Origin of the sequence: Paenibacillus dendritiformis, assembly GCF_945605565.1 — a bacterium.
Lineage (GTDB): Bacteria > Bacillota > Bacilli > Paenibacillales > Paenibacillaceae > Paenibacillus_B > Paenibacillus_B dendritiformis_A.
Genome location: NZ_OX216966.1, coordinates 3,131,300 through 3,148,575, shown reverse-complemented (window position 1 = coordinate 3,148,575; position 17,276 = coordinate 3,131,300). Strand labels below are relative to the sequence as shown.

Annotated in this window: 21 protein-coding genes; all 21 read right to left on the bottom strand. The window is 54.3% G+C overall.

Annotated elements, in window-relative coordinates:
- Positions 1-6: 6 nt before the first annotated feature.
- The 21 genes from NNL35_RS13720 to hslV all read right to left on the bottom strand — a co-directional run bounded on the left by NNL35_RS13720 (position 7) and on the right by hslV (position 17,245).
- Positions 7-546: a flagellar biosynthetic protein FliO gene (locus NNL35_RS13720; RefSeq protein ID WP_133380653.1), complete on the bottom strand. Its 540-nt coding sequence runs from the start codon at positions 544-546 to the stop codon at positions 7-9.
- Between the two features lie 3 nt (positions 547-549).
- Entirely contained in the window at positions 550-912 is a 363-nt protein-coding gene (locus tag NNL35_RS13715; RefSeq protein ID WP_111155418.1) for a response regulator, read from the bottom strand.
- A 22-nt stretch (positions 913-934) separates the two neighbouring features.
- Positions 935-2,203: a flagellar motor switch phosphatase FliY gene (fliY, locus tag NNL35_RS13710; RefSeq protein WP_111155419.1), complete on the bottom strand. Its 1,269-nt coding sequence runs from the start codon at positions 2,201-2,203 to the stop codon at positions 935-937.
- Entirely contained in the window at positions 2,193-3,191 is a 999-nt protein-coding gene (fliM, locus tag NNL35_RS13705) for a flagellar motor switch protein FliM (protein WP_111155420.1), read from the bottom strand. Before fliM ends, fliY begins: the two co-directional genes overlap by 11 nt.
- Positions 3,192-3,241: 50 nt before the next feature.
- Positions 3,242-3,697: a flagellar basal body-associated FliL family protein gene (locus NNL35_RS13700; RefSeq protein WP_087441435.1), complete on the bottom strand. Its 456-nt coding sequence runs from the start codon at positions 3,695-3,697 to the stop codon at positions 3,242-3,244.
- Positions 3,694-3,918 (bottom strand): flagellar FlbD family protein, encoded by a 225-nt coding sequence (locus NNL35_RS13695; protein WP_111155421.1) that lies wholly within the window; start codon positions 3,916-3,918, stop codon positions 3,694-3,696. The genes NNL35_RS13700 and NNL35_RS13695 overlap by 4 nt, the downstream gene beginning before the upstream one ends.
- Before the next feature lie 88 nt (positions 3,919-4,006).
- Entirely contained in the window at positions 4,007-4,828 is an 822-nt protein-coding gene (gene flgG / locus NNL35_RS13690) for a flagellar basal body rod protein FlgG (RefSeq protein ID WP_111155422.1), read from the bottom strand.
- Between the two features lie 108 nt (positions 4,829-4,936).
- On the bottom strand, positions 4,937-5,341 hold the full coding sequence (locus NNL35_RS13685) for a TIGR02530 family flagellar biosynthesis protein (RefSeq protein ID WP_111155423.1): 405 nt from the start codon (positions 5,339-5,341) through the stop codon (positions 4,937-4,939).
- The gene (locus tag NNL35_RS13680) at positions 5,338-5,919 is read right to left on the bottom strand and encodes a flagellar hook capping FlgD N-terminal domain-containing protein (RefSeq protein ID WP_254553462.1); all 582 of its coding nucleotides are present in this window, start codon (positions 5,917-5,919) and stop codon (positions 5,338-5,340) included. Before NNL35_RS13680 ends, NNL35_RS13685 begins: the two co-directional genes overlap by 4 nt.
- A gap of 35 nt (positions 5,920-5,954) precedes the next feature.
- Entirely contained in the window at positions 5,955-7,391 is a 1,437-nt protein-coding gene (locus NNL35_RS13675; RefSeq protein ID WP_254553461.1) for a flagellar hook-length control protein FliK, read from the bottom strand.
- Positions 7,392-7,426: 35 nt separating this feature from the next.
- Positions 7,427-8,362, bottom strand: a complete 936-nt coding sequence (locus NNL35_RS13670) for a MotE family protein (RefSeq protein ID WP_254553460.1) — start codon at positions 8,360-8,362, stop codon at positions 7,427-7,429.
- 48 nt (positions 8,363-8,410) lie between these two features.
- The gene (locus tag NNL35_RS13665) at positions 8,411-8,857 is read right to left on the bottom strand and encodes a flagellar export protein FliJ (protein WP_111155427.1); all 447 of its coding nucleotides are present in this window, start codon (positions 8,855-8,857) and stop codon (positions 8,411-8,413) included.
- A gap of 7 nt (positions 8,858-8,864) precedes the next feature.
- Positions 8,865-10,193, bottom strand: a complete 1,329-nt coding sequence (gene fliI / locus NNL35_RS13660; RefSeq protein WP_111155428.1) for a flagellar protein export ATPase FliI — start codon at positions 10,191-10,193, stop codon at positions 8,865-8,867.
- Positions 10,183-11,031: a FliH/SctL family protein gene (locus NNL35_RS13655; RefSeq protein WP_111155429.1), complete on the bottom strand. Its 849-nt coding sequence runs from the start codon at positions 11,029-11,031 to the stop codon at positions 10,183-10,185. The genes fliI and NNL35_RS13655 overlap by 11 nt, the downstream gene beginning before the upstream one ends.
- On the bottom strand, positions 11,024-12,037 hold the full coding sequence (gene fliG / locus NNL35_RS13650; RefSeq protein ID WP_111155430.1) for a flagellar motor switch protein FliG: 1,014 nt from the start codon (positions 12,035-12,037) through the stop codon (positions 11,024-11,026). The genes NNL35_RS13655 and fliG overlap by 8 nt, the downstream gene beginning before the upstream one ends.
- A gap of 5 nt (positions 12,038-12,042) precedes the next feature.
- The gene (gene fliF / locus NNL35_RS13645; RefSeq protein WP_254553459.1) at positions 12,043-13,626 is read right to left on the bottom strand and encodes a flagellar basal-body MS-ring/collar protein FliF; all 1,584 of its coding nucleotides are present in this window, start codon (positions 13,624-13,626) and stop codon (positions 12,043-12,045) included.
- 40 nt (positions 13,627-13,666) lie between these two features.
- Positions 13,667-13,984 carry a flagellar hook-basal body complex protein FliE gene (gene fliE, locus NNL35_RS13640; protein WP_111155432.1) on the bottom strand — a complete coding sequence of 106 codons (318 nt, stop codon included), beginning with the start codon at positions 13,982-13,984 and terminating at the stop codon, positions 13,667-13,669.
- A gap of 51 nt (positions 13,985-14,035) precedes the next feature.
- Positions 14,036-14,491: a flagellar basal body rod protein FlgC gene (flgC, locus tag NNL35_RS13635; RefSeq protein WP_254553458.1), complete on the bottom strand. Its 456-nt coding sequence runs from the start codon at positions 14,489-14,491 to the stop codon at positions 14,036-14,038.
- 9 nt (positions 14,492-14,500) lie between these two features.
- Entirely contained in the window at positions 14,501-14,905 is a 405-nt protein-coding gene (gene flgB / locus NNL35_RS13630; protein ID WP_133380641.1) for a flagellar basal body rod protein FlgB, read from the bottom strand.
- Positions 14,906-15,264: 359 nt separating this feature from the next.
- The gene (hslU, locus tag NNL35_RS13625; protein ID WP_254553457.1) at positions 15,265-16,662 is read right to left on the bottom strand and encodes an ATP-dependent protease ATPase subunit HslU; all 1,398 of its coding nucleotides are present in this window, start codon (positions 16,660-16,662) and stop codon (positions 15,265-15,267) included.
- A 40-nt stretch (positions 16,663-16,702) separates the two neighbouring features.
- Positions 16,703-17,245, bottom strand: coding sequence for an ATP-dependent protease subunit HslV (hslV, locus tag NNL35_RS13620; protein WP_111155435.1), 543 nt, complete (start codon positions 17,243-17,245; stop codon positions 16,703-16,705).
- Between the last annotated feature and the right edge of the window lie 31 nt (positions 17,246-17,276).

Sequence of the window (17,276 nt, the reverse complement as noted above, 5' to 3'; positions counted from 1 at the left end):
ATCCATCTACCGATCTTCATTGGAATCTTCTTTGAACAACTGCTCCACTTGTTGTGCGCGTTTGGGCATGTGTTCAAGTTTTGCATGAAACACTTCATGAAAGGACACGGAAGACGGGTCCGCGTCTCTCGTTCCCGAGTCTGTCTCCGCAGTCTTGGAACCTCTTCGCATACGGCTTTTCAGGTCAGACCAAGAGGTTGGCCATGCCGTCCCGGGCTTGGACGGCGCGCGCTCCAATGATGCCATCAAGCGCGCCGCTTGCTCCGGATCGGATATTTTATCGATCAAGGTAATATCCTCTCCGATGCCCAGGATGTAGACGACATCGCCAACTTCAATAATCTGCAAGGACTTGTTAGGTCCGAGCCCGGTGCCGCCGAGCGTGCGAATGCTTTGATTCATTTGCCACATGCGGTTTTTCCGGTTCAACCATTTAATAAGCAGTACGATAAGTACGATAATGACTGCGAGCGACAGCAGCACGGTCAATAAGCTGCCTATGTAATCTCCGGCACCGGGCGTTTGAATTTGACCGTTGTCAGGCATGGCTTATCCCATTGTTTTCTTAATCGCTTCGATAACGCGGTCTGCCTGGAACGGCTTGACGATGAAGTCTTTCGCCCCTGCCTGAATCGCGTCGATAACCATCGCCTGTTGGCCCATCGCCGAACACATGATGACTTTGGCGTTCGGGTCCAGCTTGCGAATCTCTTTCAACGCCGTAATGCCGTCCATCTCCGGCATCGTGATGTCCATCGTAATCAGGTCTGGTTTATGCTCTTTGTACTTTTCGATCGCCTGAGCGCCATCTGATGCTTCTCCCACGACATCGTATCCATTCTTAGTCAAAATGTCGCGAATCATCATTCGCATGAACGCTGCATCGTCTACGATCAAAATACGGTTAGCCATCGTTCTGAATCCTCCCTAAATCTTATTGTAGTTTTTGAATTCGATCCCACTGGTTGATAATATCGGTGACACGAACGCCAAAATTCTCGTCAATGACGACAACTTCCCCCTTGGCAATGAGTTTGTTGTTGACCAGAATGTCGACCGGTTCGCCAGCCAGCTTGTCCAGCTCAATAATGGAACCTTGAGAGAGCTCTAGAATGTCCTTGATCTGTTTGTGTGTCCTCCCTAATTCTACTGTGACTTTGAGCGGGATGTCCAACAATAAATTTAGATTGGATTCATCATGTTGCGCATAGGATCCGGGTTGAAAATTCGCAAATTGCACCGGCTGGACATTGACGCTCCGGTTCGGCACATTGCCGAATGCGGAAGCCGCTCCGCTCTGCGGATCCAGGTGAGCTGCCGGCATCGGCTGGGCTCCGTACGGAGGCTGCGCGTAAGGCTGTCCGTATGGCTGCTGAGGCGCTTGTCCTCCCGGCATCGGCTGCTGCTCGATACCCGCCATAGGCTGCTGAGCGGCTTGCTGAGCCGGCGGCGCATATGGCGCTTCTTCCGCCGCAGGAGCCTCCGGCGCGGTCTCCGCTCCTGTCGACATCGATTCCGCCGTTCCCATCAAAATGCGGACCATGTCCTTCGCGAACGGCACCGTCAAGATTTGCATTATCGTCGAATCGATCAAATCGCCGATCGTAAGGCGGAATGAAATTTTGACCAGCACATTCGCGTCCGGCAGCGTGTCAAGTCCCTGTCCATCCGACATATTCAAGATGCCGATGCCGGGCGGAGAAATGTTCACCAACCGGTTAAAAATCGTGGACATGGACGTCGCGGACGAGCCCATCATCTGGTTCATCGCTTCCTGCACGGCGCTGACGTGAATTTCGTTCAGCTCGCCGCTCAGGTTCGTGCCGTCGCCGCCAAGCATCAAATCCGCGATGACCTGCGCATCCGACGTCTTGATGACGAGGGAGTTGACCCCTTCGAAGCCTTCAACATACTGCACGTGCACCGCGACATGCGGCTTCGGGAATTCCTCCTCCAGATTCTCGCGCTTCAGCAGCTTGATGCGAGGTGTCGTAATGTCCACCTTTTTGCCCAGCAGGGTGGATAGCGCCGTAGCCGCACTGCCAAACGTAATATTGCCAATCTCACCAAGGGCATCGACTTCGATCGGATCCAAATAGGAATCGATTGAAGGGGACTCCGCTTCGCCTTCCGACGAATCGCCGCTCGATTTTTTCAACAGGGCGTCAATTTCCTCCTGCGACAAGTAATCTTTACTCGTCATGCTCTTCCACTCCTTCTTCCACGACTTGCTCGATTTGTACCGCTACGCGATCCTTGACTACACCCGGCGTGCCAATATATTTCATGCGGTCACCAACCCGAATCGTCAAACCGCTGTCAACCGGCTTGTTCAAGGCGATGACATCGCCGATTGATAACTGCATCAACTCCTGTACCGAAATCTGTGATGTGCCAAGTTCAACGGCGATCGGAAGCTTCGCTTTACTAACCCGTTGGCGCAATTTTTCGATCTCAATCGGTTCCCGCGTTTTTTTCTCAGATACGAACCAATGATGCACAGACAGCTTCGGCATAATCGGCTCGATGACGACATGAGGGATACATAAGTTGATCATCCCCGTCGTGTCCCCGATTTTGGTGCTCAATGAAATGAGCGCTATCGTCTCGTTCGGGGAGACAATTTGCATAAATTGAGGATTCGTCTCGAGTGCTTCCAGCCGCGGCCGGATATCGAGCACGCTCTTCCACGCCTCCTGCAGGCTCTCGAATGCCCGGCTGAAAATGCGCTCCATCACCGTCGTCTCGATCTCGGTCAGCACGTTGATCTTCGAAGGCGCTACTCCGGCGCCGCCCAGCATGCGGTCAAGCATGGCATAAGCAACGTTCGGGTTGACCTCGAGAACCATCCGGCCTTTGAGCGGCTCGGCCTCAAAAATATTCAATATGGTCATTTTCGGAATCGAGCGGATGAACTCGTCATACGGCAACTGCTCGACCTGGACGACATTGATTTGCACAAAAGTGCGCAATTGCGCGGAAAAATATGTCGTCAAAAATCTGGCGAAATTTTCATGGATGCGTGTCAAACTTCGAATGTGGTCTTTAGAAAAACGAACGGCACGCTTGAAATCGTACGAACGGATCTTACGCTGTGTTTCCTCTTTTTTTAGCTCTTCCGCATCCATTTCCCCCGAGGACAGCGCCGCGAGCAATGCGTCAATCTCGTTCTGCGATAGCACGTCTACCAATCGTTTCACCCCCTTACAGGAATCAGCTGAACATGTGTGTCAATCTGCCGTCAAATCGGCGAAAGTATAAAGTCCGTCAAGTCCACTTGAACGACCTTGCCTTCCGGCAATTGCTTATTAATCAGTTCGAGCAACTTGGCACACAGCTGATCCTGACCCTTCATACCTTGCAAGTCTTCCGGTTTCATATCAGCCAAGGTTCTGAGAATGAGAGGCTTGATGCGAACATCTTTGATCTTATCGAACTGTTCTTTTGTCTTCTTTGTGTCCATTTGGAACGCGAAGCCGGTCAGTACGATATAGTTGCGATCTGCCAGATTCGTTTTGATGTCTGTCATCGTTGACGTCATCTCGACGATTTCATCGGCCGATAATCTTACAGTCTGCACTTGCTGTGCTCCAGGCGCATTGCCCTTGCCATTCGTATTAATCATCATAATCACGACAAGGGCGATCAGGGTCAGCGCAAGCAGGAGTGTGATCATCCACGGCATCATTCGTTTCATGGTTGTCCCTCCGATGGTTCTGTCTTCTTCGTTCCGGCGATGATACCGACGGAACGAACATATTGTTCGATCCGTTCAATCACTTCCGGCCCCTTCTCCAGTACGATGAACTTCTTCCCCGTCGTCAATGTGATGTAGGTGTCCGGCGTCTCTTCCACGGTCTCGATGAGAAGGGCGTTCACCCACATGGGAGAACCGTTCAATCGCGTGACGGATATCATCCAAATCCTCCTTTGCCTCTTCATTCCAGGCCCCGATGCCGGCCGTTCACCGGCGCGGCATCAGGGCTTGGAACGGATTACTGCCGTATTATCGCTTCAGATTGACGACTTCCTGCAGCACTTCATCGGATGTCGTAATGATGCGCGAGTTCGCCTGGAAGCCGCGCTGGGCCACGATCATTTCGGTGAATTCGCCCGTCAGGTCGACGTTCGACATTTCAAGCTGGCCAGCGATAATCGCGCCGGTGCCTGCCTCCGGGTCATTCGCGGTGACGAGCTCGACATCGCCGTCACCCTCGACCGCGTTCGGGGTTAGGCGGTACAGATTGCCCCCGATTTTCTCAAGACCTTCCGGGTTAACGACCTTGACCATGCCAAGCTGCGTGCCTGTCGGTTCAGTCGATCCGTCATCCATCTTCGCGATGATCTCGCCGGTCTGCGAGATAGAGAAGGCGACAACATCATCACCCAGTTCGATAACCCCGCCGCCGGAATCGAGCACATACAAGCCGTCCGAGGTGACCAGCTGCCGGTTCGCATCCAGATGGAAGTCGCCTGCGCGCGTCAGGAACGGAACGTCCTGATCATCGCCTAACGAGACAGCGAAGAAGCCGTCGCCGTCGATACGCAAGTCGAGCGGACGGTTCGTCGTCATCGCACTTCCCGGCGTATGCACGGTATCGATGGAAGCGAGGGAGACGCCGAGCCCGATCTGCTTGGCGTTCACCCCGCCGGAGTTATCGTTCGGCGCTGTCGTGCCGTCTATCGTCTGGCTCATAATGTCCTTGAACATGACGCGGCTGCCTTTGAAGCCAACGGTATTGACGTTGGCAATGTTGTTGCCAATGACGTCCAGTTTCGTCTGAAAACCGCGCATGCCGGATACGCCGGAATACATCGATCGAATCATCGTATTACCTCCAATGTCTTAATGGTACATCCTCTAAAGAAAGGGCTCACTTCGGTCGTTCCATGAGCCGAGGCTCCCTTGCGGTCCAGCCTCTAGATTCGCCATGCCTCAATCATTGAGGAGAATGGCGCTGTCGATCTGCGTAAAAACATGATTCTGCCGTGTCGCTTCATCCAAAGCCGTAATGACGGTACGGGACGGCACATTGACGATGAAGGCCTGGTTGTTCATAATGACGAGCGATTGCCGTGCCCCCTTCTCCTCGGCCTGATTCATCGCCTGATTCATCTTGGCCACGAGCTCCGGGGTCAGGTTCATGCCGCGCTCTGTCATGCGGGTCCTCGCATGATGGCTGAAGCGGACGTCGTTCGTGCGCTGCAGCTCCTGTTGAAAGAGCTGCTGGAAGCTTGCCTTGCTCTCGCTCTGCCGGGCCGGCTTCAGCCGTTCAGGCTGCTGGACGGCCTGTATCGGCGCGGTTGGGCCTAAATGCCCAAATGGGCCTCCGATATTCATGACTGGCCTTCCGATCCTGGTGCAGGAGACTCTTCCCCAGGCGACTCAGATCCAGGCTGCTCCGGTTGTTCAGGTTGTTCCGGCTCTTCCGTGCCAGGCGCTTCTCCCGGTTCGCGAATTTCCGCGATCGTGCTCAAATCGACTTCATCCTTCCCGACCTTCGCGTAAGACACGCCATCGCGGATAATCATCGACTCGACGATGCCCGTTCTCAGTATCGGATTCGTGTCATCCTGACCGTCTTTCCCCACCTTATATTCCTTATCTTCGGACTTGCCGTACCATGTAATCTCTTTGCCGATAAGGCTGGAAGACATGCCGAGCGCCTGGTGCAGGCTTCCGAGCTGGGTCTGGATGTTCATCAGCTGCTCGACGGAGCTGAATTGGGCCATCTGCGCGATGAAGTCCCGGTCCTGCATCGGCTGCATCGGATCCTGATTTTGCAGCTGAGTAATCAAAATTTTCAAAAATTCATCTTTTCCTAGCGTCTGACCGTCCTTCTTGCTGGCCTGCGCCACATTCTCCTTGCTGTAGTTCGGCCAGGTGACGACTTTGCCGACTGCTGCATCTGATGCCATGGCCGCAACCTCCCTGATTGTTATCTACCATTTACTTACACGCTTGCGCTGAAGGTGGAATTCCCCCCAAGCAGCTGCGCTGCCCGCAGTTCCTCTTCGGTCTCCAAAGCCCCGGCAAGCTCATCCAAAGTCACCGGCTTGCCCTGCTTTGACCCCCGTTCCGACGATTGCTGACGGTGGGTATCCTGCTGTCTCCGTTCCTCCTGGAAGAGGGAAGAATTCAATGCATTCGAAGATTGCTGAGATACTTCGATCTTCTCCACTTGAATTCCCTGGGATTGCAGTGCGCCGCGCAGCATGGACATCTGCTGTTCCAGCATATCCTTCGCCATCAGATGCTCGGTCAAGAAGCGGGCCGTCAATTGGCCGTTCTGAATCGTCAGTCGAATCTCTACCTGTCCCAGATGCTCGGGGTACAGAGAAATCTTCGCTTCCGACATCGTTCCGATCCGGCTGAATCGCAGCTGCTTCACCATGAAGCCGGCCATCTCATCCGCGAATCGGTCCGCATGAATGACGGGCAGCGGCTTCGTCGAGTTGAGGCCTTCCTGGCGCAGCGCCCACTGTCCTGCCTGCATGACTTGTCCAAGCTGCGGCTCAGGCTGTGCGTGGTCTGGGCCGCTCGCCGCTTCTGACGCCGGCTTCGCTCCAGCCGATGCTGCCGGCATGATCTCCGCCTGCGCCACAGACTGGGCTTGCGCCGCTGCTGCCCGCGCCGCATTGGCCGCTGCAGGAGCCGCTGGGGCGTTGGCCGCGCCTTCCTGCTTCAGCATGTCAGCGAGCCGGGCCATCCATCGTATCGCTTCGGCGGGCTGTGCCTGTTCCCCCTTGGCGCTTGCTGCCGCATGGGGAAGCTCCGAGCCTGCGCCTTGCGCCTGCCGTTCGGACGTCGCTTGCGTCTGGCTCTGCACGGCCGCCGCCGTCTCCAACACGGCCGCCGCTTGTCCGTTCCCGGCAAGCTGCGCCATCATCGGGGCATCCGCTTGCTTCGCTTCCAGCAGACCGGCCAGTTGAGCGAGCACATCCCGCACCGCGATCGTAATCGTGGACGGCTGCTCGATCAGGACGGACGGGCTCTGTGCCGATGCATCAGAATGCTCCGCATTCGGCTGCTGTCCGTTCAGCCACTGCTGGGCTTGCACCACCCATTGCTGCAGCGCGGCGAACAGCTCCGGATTGCTCTCCAATTCATCATCCGCCGACTGCAACGAATCCAGCAGCGGTTGAATCAATGCTTCAGCAGCCTCGGCCGCTCCCTCCGGCAAGGCTGGCATACTGCCCGTGCCTTCGCCAAGGTTGAACAGCGAAGCCAAGCCGCCCGGCCATGCCGACGCCTCGCCCGATGTATCCATGCATTGCGAGAGCACGGTCCAGAATCCGGATCCGCCATCGGCCGCTCCTGCCTTGGCCTGCGTGCCGCCCATCACCGGAGCTGCGCTTCCGGCTGAAATATTCATGATTGTTCCTGCCATTTTTTTCACCTCCTTTCAAGCGTTCTTGTAGTCTGTCATTTGCTTGGAAGCAGCTTCGACACGAGCTTGGCTGTCGCTTCCTTGTCCTCCTCCGTCATCGCATTCAGCAGGCGGGAGCGGGTCGCGTCATCTACCGTATTCAGCACGTTGAGCGCCTTCTCCGGACTGATTTTCGCCGTTTCCAGCAAAATGCTGGCCGCGCTCTTCGGCGTCATGCTCGCGAAGGTCTGACTGAGCTGCGTCCGATCAAGTCCATTGTGGGCTTCCTTCGACGCTTCATTCTTTTTGAGGCGCGCCTGCAGCGCCCGGACCTCCAGGTTGTCCGCCGGCTTCACATCCTTGAGCCGGATCGACGCGTCAGCGGCCACCTTCGGATTCATCTTTTCCAGTATCTTCGCGCGATCCTCCTGCTTCATCGCATCCAGCACAAGAACGAGCTCCTCCGTCGCCAAGTTCTCCAGAATCGGAGCCGATTTGCTCGGCATCATCTTGGCGTACAGATTCGCCAGATCCTTCACCTGCTGCGCATACTGCTCTTCCGTCACCTGTTCTTCGTGCCGTTCGGCCCGCAAATCCTTGATTTCCTTATTCAGATTCGCGACCTGCTCCTCGAGCGTCTTGCGTGCATCGGCCAAATTGCGGAGGTCAGCGTCCTTGGAAGCCAACAGCGCCTTCAGTTCGGCAATCTGCTCTTCCTGTTCCTTTTGAATGTTTTTGTTCTCTTTCTTCGCTTTGCCGGGTTCTTTGCCCTCGGCTTTATCCTTATCGGAAGAAATCCATTGATTTACGATCGGGATATTTTCCGCCAAGGCTATCATCTGATTGCGCCAATTCGCATTGAACAGCGTGAGCAGCACGGCTAACAAAATGATCGTAAACAAAATTGGGGTCGCAAAGAACAAAAACCGTTCAAAGCCCGAATATCCACTTTCCTTTTCTACTGATTCCTGATTCATCTCTGCCACTCTCATCCCTCCTGCTGAAGCGGCGGGACCGAACTGCCGCACCTGACATTTCTCCTAGCGGGCTGCCATATGGTAGCGAACGGTCGCCAGTTCGTCCAATTCGTTCTGTTCCCACGTAGCCAGTCGCTGTTTGAATTGCACTTCCGCCTTTTCCCTGGCCTTGGTCCACACTTTTTCGTCGGTCATCCGTATGGCCAGCTCGCCCTGCTTGTTCTGAACATTGGCTTCTGCGGCGTTGACCCGCTCGTTCGCCAGGTCAACCTGCGATTCCATATAGGCGATATATTGCTGCCAGACCTGAAGGCTGGATGCGGATGCGCGAGCATCTACCTGGCGCTGGAGTTCTTCGCGAGCGTGCAGGAGATCTGCCGTGCACTGCTGAAGCTGGCTCTCCTTCGTCATCAGATCTCCCATTGCTTCCGACAATATCCATTCCGCCTGCTTTTTCTCATTGGTCTTCAAGTCAAGCACTTTTTGCAAAGCGTATTGAAAGCCACGCACCGGTCACTCATCCTCCTGGAAATTGCATTAATAATCGTTCAATCGTCTCGTTGTAAGGAGCACTTTCATCGATTCTCTGCTTCGTAAACGCATGAATGTCATCTATAAATTCAAGTGCTTCGTCTATGGCGGGGTTGCTTCCCCGCTGATATGCGCCGATATTAATCAAATCCTCAGATTCACGGTACACTGCGAGAAGCCGCTTCAGCTGCTCTGCTGCCAATTGATGATCGCGGGGCACGATGTCCTTCATCACCCGGCTCACGCTGGCAAGAATATCGATCGCGGGAAAATGCCCCTTGTTCGCGATATTCCGGTTCAGGACGATATGACCATCCAAAATCCCGCGTACGGCATCGGCAATCGGCTCGTTCATGTCGTCTCCATCGACGAGCACCGTATAGAAGGCCGTAATCGAGCCGGACGGGCCTGTTCCGGAGCGCTCCAGCAGCTTCGGCAGGCTGGCGAAGACGGAAGGCGTATATCCTCGGGTCGCAGGAGGCTCGCCGATCGCCAGTCCGACTTCACGCATCGCCATCGCGTAACGGGTCACCGAATCCATCATGAGCATCACGTTCATGCCGCGGTCCCGGAAATATTCCGCAATCGTGGTCGCGATCAGCGCCCCCTTGATGCGGACCAGCGCCGGCTGATCTGAAGTCGCGACGACAACGACCGACCGCGCCAGCCCTTCCGGACCGAGATCGCGCTCGATGAACTCGAGCACTTCGCGGCCGCGCTCGCCGATGAGGGCAATCACGTTCACATCAGCCGCCGTATTGCGCGCTATCATGCCGAGCAGGGTACTCTTCCCTACCCCGGAGCCGGCGAATATGCCGACGCGCTGCCCGTTCCCGATCGTCAGCAGGCCGTCAATCGCCCGTACGCCGACGCCGATCGGATCCAGCACCCGCGGCCGGGCCAGCGGGTTGGACGGAACCGCCGTCGTCGAATAGCTGGACATCCTTGTCGGGAGGAAAGATCCGTCGAGAGGCTGTCCCAACCCGTCCAGCACTTTGCCGAGCAGCTCCGAACCGACCGGAACGGTCAACGGTTTCCCGGTGCCCACGACATCACAGCCCGGACCTATCGCCTGCAGCTCGCCGAGCGGCATCAGGAGCACCTTGTTGTCGCGGAATCCGACAACTTCCGCCATGAGCGGCTTGCTCCCCTTGGTCGGGTATATGTAGCAGACTTCTCCTACGCTCGCGTCAGGGCCTTCCGACTCCACCGTCAGACCGATGACCTGTGTCACTTTGCCATTGACGCGGACCGGGTCGATCTGGGACAAGTAGTCGACATATTTCTCCGCGTTCCATTTCACCTCATGCGTCATGGCCACTCTGCTCCTCATGCTGCATCGCTACCTGCATTAGCGCTTTTTTGATCTCCGTCAACTGCGTGTCAATCCGCGCATCGATGCTGCCGAGCGCAGACCGGACGACGCAGCCCCCGTCGTTCACGCTGGAGTCCGGGATAATTTGCAGTTCTGCCTGCGAATCGACCGCCAGACTGAGTTCTTCCCTCGCCGCATGCACATAGGCGAACTGCTCAGGTGAGACACATAGCGTAATCGTTCCGCTTTCCCGCTTACGGGACAGCGTCTTGCGGGCCAGTTCCAGCACAATCTCGGGTTCGACGGTCAGCTGCTTCTGAATGATCTTCTCCGCGACCGTACAGCTGAGAGAGACAACGAACGGCTCCGCCTCCTGGATTAACTGCTCCTTCGCCTGATAGGCTTGGCGCAACACTGCCTCGGCTTCCGCGATTTTGCGCTCGTACGCTTCCTTAATCTCCTGCTCCGCGCGCTCCATGCCTTCCCGATATCCGGTCTCATAGCTCTCGCTCCGGGTAGATTCGATCAGCTGCTCGTCCTGCTGGCGCCGTTCTTCCCACCATGCTTCTATCTGACTCTGCGCTTCTTCCTTCATCCGCTCCGCCTCTTCGGTCGCTTGCCGAAGATGCTCCTCGGCGAACGATTGCGCATCATCGAGAATCGACTGCCTCAGCTCGGCCAGCTGTTCATCCTGGTTCAGCAGAGTCTCCCGGGTCAACGGCTCCGGCGCTGCCGCAGCCTCCTCCTCGACCCGCTGCTGCTGATGACGCCGCACCGCTTCAATCAATCTCATCTGCTCCAGCGGAACATATTGAGTCGATTTGATGACATTAGACAACGATATCATCTCCTCCGCCGCGTGCGATGATAATCTCACCCGACTCTTCTAAGCGGCGAATCGTCGACACGATCCGCGTCTGCGCCTCTTCCACGTCGCGCAGCCGAACCGGTCCCATAAATTCCATTTCTTCCTTGAATGTATCGGCCATCCGCTTGGACATGTTGCGGAAGATCGCTTCGCGCACTTCCTCGCTTGCCACTTTGAGCGCAAGCTGCAGGTCGGCATTGTCAATATCCCGAATGATGCGTTGGATAGAGCGGTTGTCGATATTGACGATATCTTCGAATACAAACATTCTCTTCTTGATCTCTTCCGCCAGCTCCGGATCCTGAATCTCCAGGGAATCCAGAATCGTGCGTTCGGTTCCGCGGTCGACGCCGTTCAAAATCTTGACGACCGACTCGATTCCGCCCGCGCTTGTATAATCCTGCGTCACGGTCGACGACAGCTTCTGTTCCAGCACGTGCTCGACCTGGCTGATCACTTCCGGGGACGTGCTGTCCATCAAGGCGACTCTCCGCGCCACCTCGGCCTGCTTCTCCTGCGGAAGGGAAGACAGGATCGTCGATGCCTGCTCCGTCTGCAGATAAGAGAGCACGAGGGCGATGGTTTGGGCATTTTCATTCTGAATAAAGTTGAAAATCTGCGACGCTTCCGCCTTGCGCGCAAAGTCAAATGGTCTGACCTGCAGCGTTGCGGTCAGGCGGTTGATAATATCGACCGCCTTCTGCGAGCCCAACGCCTTCTCGAGAATCTCCTTGGCGTAACTGATGCCGCCCTGGGATATGTACTCCTGCGCCAGGCAGATCTGGTGGAACTCGCTCATGACCGACTCTTTTTCCGCCGCATCCACCTTGCGCACATTCGCAATTTCTAATGTTAATTGTTCGATTTCCTCATCCCGCAAGTGCTTAAAGATTTGGGCTGACACCTCAGGTCCGAGCGTGATGAGCAAAATCGCTGCTTTCTGTCTGCCGGTCAATGCTCCGCTTCCTTTTGTCACGTTGCTCACCTCGATTCGTCAACAAGCCATGTACGCAGCAATTTCACAAACTCTTCCGGCTTTTTCTTCGCCAGCATTTCCAATTGCTTGCGCACCTGATGCTCGCCTGTCAGATTCTCTAAATCAATGGATGGAAGCTCAACATGAGTAGGCAACGGAGACAGTTCGTCCGCATAGACTTCTTCCGCTCGTCTGCGGCGGCGAACGACCGCATAGGCAATTCCGCCTACGACAACTAGTAATGCAAGCGCACCCGCGCCATACCATACCCAGTTCGGAACCGTGCTTGCAGTGGCTGTTCCCCCATCTTTAGCACCATTTTGGGTCATAACTGAAACTTTTTGTGTCAATTCTTCGTCTGTATATGTAGCGCCTGAATCTTTTAACTGCGCAGCGACGATCGAACGAAGCACCTTTTCAATCGCATCGATTTGGGCAGGCTCCATATTGTTCGCGTCAACCGCTGCGTGTATGGTCAGATCTTTCACGGCATACGGACTGGACTCAATCAGATTTTTGATGCGGTTCACATCATAATTAATCGTCCGTTGGCTTTTCTCAGAGTTGGTATCCCCGCTTCCCGAAGCGGAAGGATAGTTCGGCACTTCGCCGTCTCCGACGCCTGCGACGCCGCCGGTTTGCGCGCCTTTGCCGCTGTAGGATTCCTGCAGCTCCTGGACGCTGATTTCGATACCTTTCATCTCCTCCGTATTAACCGGAGTGACAAGATCTTCCTGTTTTTGAACTTTATCGAAATTCAGCTTTGCGGACACCAGTACGCTCACTTTGTCCGCCGGCACATAGGCGCCAAGGAATTCTTGTATTTTCATGCGGATATCATTCTCATACTTGCGCTGAATTTTGAGCTGCTCATCCACCTCGCCGAAGATGCTCTTGGACGCGCCGCCTTGCGAGTCGGAAGCGAACATGGGCCCTTCATCGCTCGAGATGGTGATGTCGTCAACCGCCAAGTTGGGAACTGCGGTCTTGACCAGATTGAAGTATCCGTCAACCGCCGCCTGATTCGGCTGGTATCCAGGCTTAAATTTCAGCACAATAGAAGCCGACGCCTGTTCCTGCTCCGGTGTTGCGAAGACCGTCTCCTTCGGGAGATTAATAATGGCCTTAGCGTCTTGCACACCGTTCATTAGACGCAGCAATCTTTCGATTTCGCCGTTCAGGGCGTTCTTGTAGCGAACATCGAATACGTTGTCCGTCATTCCGCCCATCAGTCCGTCGGCGCCGAACGATTCGAAGCCAATCGAACCGTTCTTGACGATGCCCTGGGCTCCGATGTCGACCTTAACTTTTGCCGCCGATGCGCTAGGAACGGATATTTTGCTGCCGTCGCCGCTGAGCTCGTACGGGATGCGGTTCGAATTCAAATATTCAATGATGCCGGAAGCATCATTGGCATTAAGATTTTCAAAAGCAAGCTCATACTCTGTTTTTGTCAGCTGTGCCGTTAAAATGACAACAGCCAAGATTACAAATGCGATTGTGGACAGCAGAAGAATTTTTTGCTTTTTACTGAATTGATTCCAGTATTGGGTTATTCGTTCCCGATACCGGCCAATGGTTTCATTCACTTCACGTCACCCTCCAGAACGATGTAAGACACTACCGCTGTTACATTTGCATGCGCATAATATCTTGATACGCTTCGATGACCTTGTTGCGTATTTGGGTCGTCAATTGCAGGCTGAGCAGCGCACGTTCGGAGGCAATTTGAAGCTGATCGACATCAACTTCGCCCAGTATAAACTTGTCGCCCATCTCATGGACTTGCTTCTCTTGTGCATCAACTTGCTGAAGTGCATTCGTAAGAAAATGACTGAATGCCTTGGTCACTTCAGCCGGTGTGTCGGCTTTGGCCGCTGGAGATATCGCCGCCGGTAATGTCGCCGGAGATGTCATGCTCAATGGAATCATCGTATTTTGTATCATTTGTTTTCCCCCTGTGGCAATGAACGGCTCTTGTTAGCAAGCAGGCTTGGTCTAGCCTTTGCCAATCTCCAATGCCTTCATAATCATGGATTTGGACGCATTCAGCGCTGTTACGTTCGCTTCGTACGAGCGGGTGGCAGAGATCATGTCGACAACTTCCTTCATGATGTCGACATTTGGCATGTAGACATTTCCTTGCTCGTCCGCGTCCGGGTGGGACGGATTGTAGACGATTTTATACGGTGTTGAGGTATCTTCCTTAATCTGGGCCACCTTGACTCCCCCGGCACTGCGTTGGCCCTGCATCGCTTGTTGCAAGGAGTGCTGGAAGGATGACTCCGTCGGGGACATGACGACAACCTTGCGCGTATACGGTACGAACTTCCCGTTGACGTATTGCGCCCGTGTCGATTCCATATTCGCGATATTCGAGGAGATGACGTCCATTCTCAGGCGCTGGGCCGTGAGTCCGGACGAGCTAATGTTGAAGCTGTTAGAAATATTCATACGTTACCGTTACCTCCTTACATCCATACCGGTTCGAAGCATGTTGATATTATGGTTCAAATGTTGAATAAGCGTATAATATTTCAATTGATTTTCGGCCTGAAGCGCCATTTCCCGGTCAATGTCGACATTGTTGCGGTTGTTCCCCATCGCCGTGCTCTCATCCTGCACGACTTGCGGAGCCGGCACCCCGTTCGAAGGTCCGATATAGAAATGCCGCGGATCAGTGCGGCGGCCGACAAGAGTCCCACCGGTCATCTGATCACGAAGCAGCGACTCGAACTGCACTTCGGAGCGTTTATAGTACGGCGTATCGACATTCGCCACGTTCGCGTTGATCACATTCTGTCGAGCCGTGGAAGCTTGCATCGCGCCCTCCAGCCGTTGCATATGTACGCCGCTCAACAAGTTCACAATCATCCCTCCTGATTAGTTAAAAATTCACATATAAACACATATTCTCTGCTTGCGACGTTTCTCCTTCTCTTTCGACAAAAAACTTAGTTCTTTTGCATGATCGTGTCGAACTATGGGAGGGGATTTCCATAATCCAATAAATCTAGCTGATTATTCAATAAAAATGTTGAGTAATCATCATTTTTTGACAGAAGAAGATAATTAACGCCATACTTATCATCTTAAACTTTGGGTTATAACACAATAAGAAAAAAGCCCTATCTTTGGACTAAAAGTCAGGGCTTTTTTTCAAATACTTTGTCGAATGGATCCCCTCGTTGGGAGCAGTCCCAAAAAGGGGAAATTTCGCATGATTTTTATAGGATATATTGACTCAGGTCCCGGTTTTGCGCGATATCGGACAGTTTTTCTCGCACATACTCGGGCGTAATCCGGAATTGATCGAGCGTCAGCTCCGGCGCTTCGAACGACAGATCCTCCAGCAGCTTCTCCATAATCGTATGCAGGCGCCGGGCTCCGATATTTTCGGTGTTTTGATTGACATCGGCCGCAATGCGGGCAATTTCCCGTATCGCATCATCGGTGAATTCAATCTGGATATTTTCCGTCTTCAACAATTCGACATACTGCTTCGTAATCGCATTCTTCGGTTCCGTCAGGATCGAGACAAAATCGTTCAGCGACAAGCTGGTTAATTCGACACGAATCGGGAAACGTCCCTGCAGCTCGGGAATGAGATCGGACGGCTTCGCGATATGGAACGCTCCAGCAGAAATGAAAAGCACGTAGTCTGTCTTCACAGGCCCATACTTGGTCATGATAGTGGAACCCTCTACAATCGGCAAAATATCGCGCTGAACGCCCTCACGGGACACGTCAGGCCCCGTTCCGCGCCCGCTGGAGGCAATCTTGTCTATCTCATCGATAAAGATAATGCCCGACTGCTCGGCACGGCGTATCGATTCCTGAATGACGTCATCCATGTCGATGAGCTTCGCCGCCTCTTCCTGCGTCAACACCTTCCTTGCTTCCTTGATCGTGAGCTTGCGCTTCTTCATCCGCTTCGGAATGAGGCTGCCGAACATTTCCTGCATATTCATGCCCATCTGCTCATTGCCAGGGCCTGACAGGAAATCGAGCATGTTCGGCGCAGCGTCTTCGACGTCGATCTCGATCGTATCGTTCTCCAGATTGCCTGACAACAGGTCGAACCGCACCTTTCTCCGCTTTTCCTGCAATCCGGGATCTGGCTCCTTCTCCGCCTGCTGCGCATTGGACTGGTTTTGCCCGAACAGCATTTCGAACGGATTGCGCTGCGATTTGCTTTCTTTGGAGCTTGGGGCCAATATTTCAACGATTCGCTCATTCGCCATCTCTTCCGCTTTATCTTTGACTTTCTCCGTGCGCTCCAGCTTAACCATGCGAATGGCCGTCTCCACCAGGTCGCGGACCATCGATTCGACATCGCGTCCGACATAGCCCACTTCCGTAAATTTGGTCGCTTCCACCTTCACGAACGGAGCATTGACGAGCTTCGCCAGACGGCGCGCAATCTCGGTCTTCCCTACGCCCGTCGGTCCGATCATAAGAATGTTTTTAGGGACGATCTCATCCTGGATCGACTCATCCAGCAGGCTGCGCCGGTAGCGGTTGCGAAGCGCGACAGCGACGGCCCGTTTGGCCATTTTCTGTCCGACGATATACTTATCCAGTTCCGTAACTATCTGCCGTGGTGTCCATGCTTGTTGATTCATCTTATCCCTCCACCCGTTCTATCGTTGCTCCCTTGCTCCGTTACAGCTCTTCGACAACTAGATTATCATTCGTAAATACGCAAATTTCTGCCGCAATATGCAGGGCGGCTTCAGCCATTTCACGCGCGGTGAGATGCGTCGAATGCCGCTTAAGGGCACGGGCCGCCGCCAGCGCGAACGATCCGCCGGAGCCGATGGCGATCACTTCGTCATCCGGCTCGATAATTTCTCCGCCGCCCGAAATAAGCAGCACATGCTGCGCATCCATTACAATCATCAGCGCCTCCAGCTTGCGAAGCACCTTATCCTGGCGCCAATCCTTCGCCAATTCGACAGCCGCCCGCTGCAGGTTGCCATGATGCTCCTCCAGCTTGCCCTCGAACTTCTCGAACAGCGTAATCGCATCCGCGACCGATCCGGCGAATCCCGCCAGCACCTGGCCGCGGTACAGACGCCGCACCTTGCGCGCATGCTGCTTCATAATCATGTTGTTCCCAAAGGTTACTTGACCGTCTCCCGCAATGGCGGCCTGCCCGTTATGTCTTACGGCGCAGATAGTCGTGGCATGAAATTGATATTCCACCGAAGCTCAACCTCCTGTCTATTATTCATCG

Bases quoted from the DNA above. Each gene is read 5' to 3' on its own strand.
- NNL35_RS13695 (WP_111155421.1), bottom strand. From the start codon at position 3,918: ATGATATCCGTCACGCGATTGAACGGTTCTCCCATGTGGGTGAACGCC.
- fliE (WP_111155432.1), bottom strand. From the start codon at position 13,984: ATGATACAAAATACGATGATTCCATTGAGCATGACATCTCCGGCGACA.
- NNL35_RS13700 (WP_087441435.1), bottom strand. From the start codon at position 3,697: ATGAAACGAATGATGCCGTGGATGATCACACTCCTGCTTGCGCTGACC.
- flgG (WP_111155422.1), bottom strand. From the start codon at position 4,828: ATGATTCGATCGATGTATTCCGGCGTATCCGGCATGCGCGGTTTTCAG.
- NNL35_RS13685 (WP_111155423.1), bottom strand. From the start codon at position 5,341: ATGAATATCGGAGGCCCATTTGGGCATTTAGGCCCAACCGCGCCGATA.
- flgC (WP_254553458.1), bottom strand. From the start codon at position 14,491: ATGAATATTTCTAACAGCTTCAACATTAGCTCGTCCGGACTCACGGCC.
- fliY (WP_111155419.1), bottom strand. From the start codon at position 2,203: ATGACGAGTAAAGATTACTTGTCGCAGGAGGAAATTGACGCCCTGTTG.
- hslU (WP_254553457.1), bottom strand. From the start codon at position 16,662: ATGAATCAACAAGCATGGACACCACGGCAGATAGTTACGGAACTGGAT.
- NNL35_RS13680 (WP_254553462.1), bottom strand. From the start codon at position 5,919: ATGGCATCAGATGCAGCAGTCGGCAAAGTCGTCACCTGGCCGAACTAC.
- NNL35_RS13720 (WP_133380653.1), bottom strand. From the start codon at position 546: ATGCCTGACAACGGTCAAATTCAAACGCCCGGTGCCGGAGATTACATA.
- fliI (WP_111155428.1), bottom strand. From the start codon at position 10,193: ATGACGCATGAGGTGAAATGGAACGCGGAGAAATATGTCGACTACTTG.
- NNL35_RS13675 (WP_254553461.1), bottom strand. From the start codon at position 7,391: ATGGCAGGAACAATCATGAATATTTCAGCCGGAAGCGCAGCTCCGGTG.
- NNL35_RS13670 (WP_254553460.1), bottom strand. From the start codon at position 8,362: ATGAGAGTGGCAGAGATGAATCAGGAATCAGTAGAAAAGGAAAGTGGA.
- NNL35_RS13715 (WP_111155418.1), bottom strand. From the start codon at position 912: ATGGCTAACCGTATTTTGATCGTAGACGATGCAGCGTTCATGCGAATG.